The 3,855-nt window shown below is 38.8% G+C and carries 5 protein-coding genes; all 5 read left to right on the forward strand.

The annotated features are described in order from the left end of the window. The coding region (locus V7D75_RS12195; RefSeq protein WP_333614778.1) for a lysophospholipid acyltransferase family protein at window positions 1–558 on the forward strand (558 nt) is incomplete at its 5' end. A 151-nt stretch (window positions 559–709) separates the two neighbouring features. Then, window positions 710–1,510 (forward strand): glycosyltransferase, encoded by an 801-nt coding sequence (locus V7D75_RS12200; protein ID WP_333614779.1) that lies wholly within the window; start codon window positions 710–712, stop codon window positions 1,508–1,510. A gap of 29 nt (window positions 1,511–1,539) precedes the next feature. Continuing rightward, window positions 1,540–2,388 carry a hypothetical protein gene (locus tag V7D75_RS12205; RefSeq protein ID WP_333614780.1) on the forward strand — a complete coding sequence of 283 codons (849 nt, stop codon included), beginning with the start codon at window positions 1,540–1,542 and terminating at the stop codon, window positions 2,386–2,388. Between the two features lie 94 nt (window positions 2,389–2,482). Beyond that, a complete protein-coding gene (locus V7D75_RS12210) occupies window positions 2,483–3,250 on the forward strand; it encodes a hypothetical protein (protein ID WP_333614781.1) in 768 nt (255 codons plus the stop codon). Window positions 3,251–3,352: 102 nt separating this feature from the next. Continuing rightward, window positions 3,353–3,855: putative nucleotide-diphospho-sugar transferase (locus V7D75_RS12215; protein ID WP_333614782.1), on the forward strand; the 503-nt coding region annotated here is incomplete at its 3' end.

A 3,855-nucleotide genomic window follows, 5' to 3' on the forward strand; every position in this document is an offset into this window, starting at 1 on the left:
CCTGTTAAAGGTGAGCTTACCAACGATTTTGTTCTACAAGGTCGCTCGCGTCTTAATGCGACACTGGTTCCGACCGATGCTAGCGGTGTCAAAGCGGTTTTTAAAACCTTAAAACAAGGCGGTTTTAGTATTGTGTTGCCTGATCACGTTCCTGAACCTTCAGGCGGGGTAATTGTGCCCTTTTTTGGTATTGAAACTTTAACCAGCACATTGGCGTCTAAACTGGCAAGCAAAACCAAGTGTGCGTTGGTTGGTTTATCTTGTATTCGCCGCGACGATGGGCAAGGTTTTAATATTTATTGTTATAAATTAGACGATCCAGCGCTCTATGATCGTAATACCGAAACTGCTGCCTACGCGCTCAATATTGCCATGCAGCATATGATTGAAGCTCATTACAGTCATTATATGTGGGGTTATCGCCGTTTTAAACAAATCCCTTTATTAGACAACCCTTATAGAGCTGATGAAAAAGCTTTGGCTGATTTTATCAACGGTAATATCCAAAAACATGCCTTACATAATAATAAGCAAGTGTCCAATAATCCTGAAGTCTAATTCTAATAAGCAACATTCGTACAATCAGTTAAGTATCTAGAAATATCGTCAATGATAGCTATGCTAATATGAGCAAGCGGTTATTTATTAGGGTATTTTTTGGCAGGCTAATGACTGAACAACTCTTCATTGACTTTAATATGAGTATATTATGGCGACTGACGTAACCAGCCTTTCATCGACCGAGCAACTACAAACCGATCCTAGCACTGCCGAGCAGCGTTATATTATTTGTATGAAATGGGGCGATAAATATGGTCCTGAATACGTCAACCGTCTTTATAATATGGTTAGTCGGCATCTGACCTTAGATTTTCAAATGGTTTGCCTAACCGATGATAGTACTGGCATCGACCCTGCAGTTGCTTGTTATCCCATTCCAGAAATGGATTTACCAGCAGGCCCTGAACGTGGCTGGAAAAAGCTGACCACTTTTAAGCCTAATTTATATGACCTAAAAGGTATCGCCTTGTTTTTAGACATTGATATCGTGATTGTCGATAATATTGATGCTTTTTTCACTTATAAAGCTGAGTATGAAGACAGCGTCGTCATTATTCGTGACTGGAAAAAGCCTTGGCGCATGATTGGCAATAGCTCGGTTTATCGCTTTAACATCGGTATGGGTTCCTATCCTGATTTGCTCGCAAACTTTGAGCGCAACTTTGAAACCATTCGCACACAGGTTCGTCATGAGCAGGCTTATCTTTCTAACTATCTGCGTGAGCATCACCATTTAGAGTACTGGGATAAAAACTGGTGTGTCAGTTTTAAATATCAGTGTATGGCGCCTACTCCTTTGAATTTTGTACGTGCACCGACGTTACCTGAAGGTGCAAAAATCGTTATTTTTCATGGTGAGATTAATCCGCCAGACGCTATCAAAGGTGGCGGCGGTAAATGGTATCGTCATGTGAAGCCTAGCCCTTGGTTGCAAGAGTATTGGGTGTAACTAAGTCATAGAAACATCTGGAACCCAACATGGAATTACCTCCTAGCGCCACTTTTAATATTGACAATCAGAGTGTCTCTATTTCTGCTTTTGATGCAAGAGAAGACGAGCAAAACCTTCAACAGCAAGCAGTCAATATTATTGCTTCTGGGCCATCGATTGCAGATTTATCATTTGCGGACTTAGTAGATACGGCGACTATTTTTGTGAATGGCAGTATTAGCCTAATGGCTCAATACAATTTTACCAATGTCGTCGGTTATGTCATTAGTGATGCGCGCTTCGTCAAACATCAACCAGATATTTTAAACAAGTACTACACAGGCCAGCCTTTGTATGCAACTCTGGCAATGTTTGAGGCACTAGCAATCACACACCCAAGCATGATAAGCAAATACCATAATGCAATGCGCGTTATCTACCCTGCCGATAGACCTTGGAGCGTAAAAACAAATAAGTCTTGGTTTGGCCGGCTACTATTAAAACCACTCTCACATAATAAAAAGATACCGCTAGCATTATTGGCCAATCGACCTAACTTTGTTATAGATACGCAGCATCAGCCTGCGCCTATCGGCCTATCTTTAGATATGACGTATGGGTTTATAGAAGCAGGAACAGTAGCTTACGTCGCCGCCCAGTTGGCTTATTCACGTCATGCTGGCACGATTCACTTATATGGGATTGATTTATTGAATAATAACCAACCTCGATTTTATGAGAGTAAAGGCGATAGCGCGCCTTGTAAATTAGATAAGGCAATTACTGATCGGATTGTGCCGTCTTTTAACCTGCTAGGTAAGATTTATAAAGAAAATAACGTGCCTGTTGTAAATCATTCACCAGTCTCTCAGGGTCTATTTAGTGCACTAGATTAATTGCTATTTTTTAAATGAATTAGTAGATAAAAAGTTTTGGTCAGATACACGCTTCAATCAATATATAAACATTTACAAATAGGGTTTGTATTAAATGACAGCACCGAGTGGATGGCAAAGAAAAGCGATTTTACTGTTTAAAAGTGAAAAACGTTTAAATGCAGGAAAAATCGTCAAAACCTTTATGAATAAAAGCCTTGATGAAATGAAAGCCTCTCTAATCACAGAGGCTATGTGCGATGCTTCAGCTTTAACGCATAAACCGCGAACCAATGATTTAACTGCTCATTTGGAGAATTTAAAACATCAGTTTATCGGGCAGTCAGAACTTTGTTTTTATCATGTCACACTCGTAGTATTACTACGTCGCAATTATAAGCCCAAAGAAATTTTTTCTGAGTTTGAGCAGTTATGGAATACAGAGATGGACTATTTATTAGAGCATCTATCTTTACGCTGGATTGTTTCTGCTTGTGACACCTTCGTTGATCATTCAACCGATAGCATCAGGGCTGCTATTTTGATGAACATCACCACTCTTGTAACTACTTTAAGAATTTATGAAACCAAACAGTTTTTGCTACAACCTGCTAATTCTGAATCTTTACCCCTAATCGACGACAATATTGAGGCGTTTTATCGGAATGACATTCCTTTATACGACGGCTTGACTTATTTTCGTATTGGCTCTGATGATACTTTAAAAAACATGCGTAAGCGTTACGAGAGTTTTTATGGGGCCGATAAGCTAGCGACGACAATGCTATTATCCGTTTTTGACAAGCTTCAAAAAAACAACAGTGCTTTTTCTACTATGCGCTCATTACATAAGAGTAAAAACTCTGAGTGGTGGTTAGATTAAAATCAGTTACTAATACTACTGGATATATTTGAAATACTTATCTAATATAGCGCCAGAAAATCTCACCATCCGTGTTTTATTATTAAATTTACAGAGCTTTCCATGACTTTAGCTTCAACTCCATTATTCTTCGAAAAAATCAGTGCACCGGATAGCTTTATCGTATGTTGTTTTTATACCGATAGTTATCGCAGTCATGCTTTAAATCTAAAGCGATCGCTCGATAAATTTAACCTCAATTACTACTTTAAAGAAGTGGAAGATGCAGGTTACTGGGAAGCAAATACTCGTATCAAACCACACTTCATTTTAGAATGTCTAAAAAAATTCCCTAATAAAAATATTTTATATTTAGATGCCGACGCACTGGTCAAAAAACCTTTAGATTATTTTAATACTATCAATGCTGATGTTGCATTTTATAAGACTAAAGGTATGCCTGGCATGTCGCATGATTACTTAGCTAGTACTATGTTTTTTAGCAATACTGCCAATACCATAAATTTAGTAGAACAATGGATAACCGAACAAGTAGACGGCAAACAAACACAAGTAGACCAAGACAGTTTGGATGTCGCTATGGAGCAGCTTGGCGACACTTTAAC

It is taken from the genome of Psychrobacter sp. (genome assembly GCF_036731945.1).
Taxonomy (GTDB): Bacteria; Pseudomonadota; Gammaproteobacteria; order Pseudomonadales; family Moraxellaceae; genus Psychrobacter.

Coding starts and splice junctions, on each gene's coding strand:
- V7D75_RS12205 (WP_333614780.1), top strand. CDS start 1,540: ATGGAATTACCTCCTAGCGCCACTTTTAATATTGACAATCAGAGTGTC.
- V7D75_RS12210 (WP_333614781.1), top strand. CDS start 2,483: ATGACAGCACCGAGTGGATGGCAAAGAAAAGCGATTTTACTGTTTAAA.
- V7D75_RS12200 (WP_333614779.1), top strand. CDS start 710: ATGGCGACTGACGTAACCAGCCTTTCATCGACCGAGCAACTACAAACC.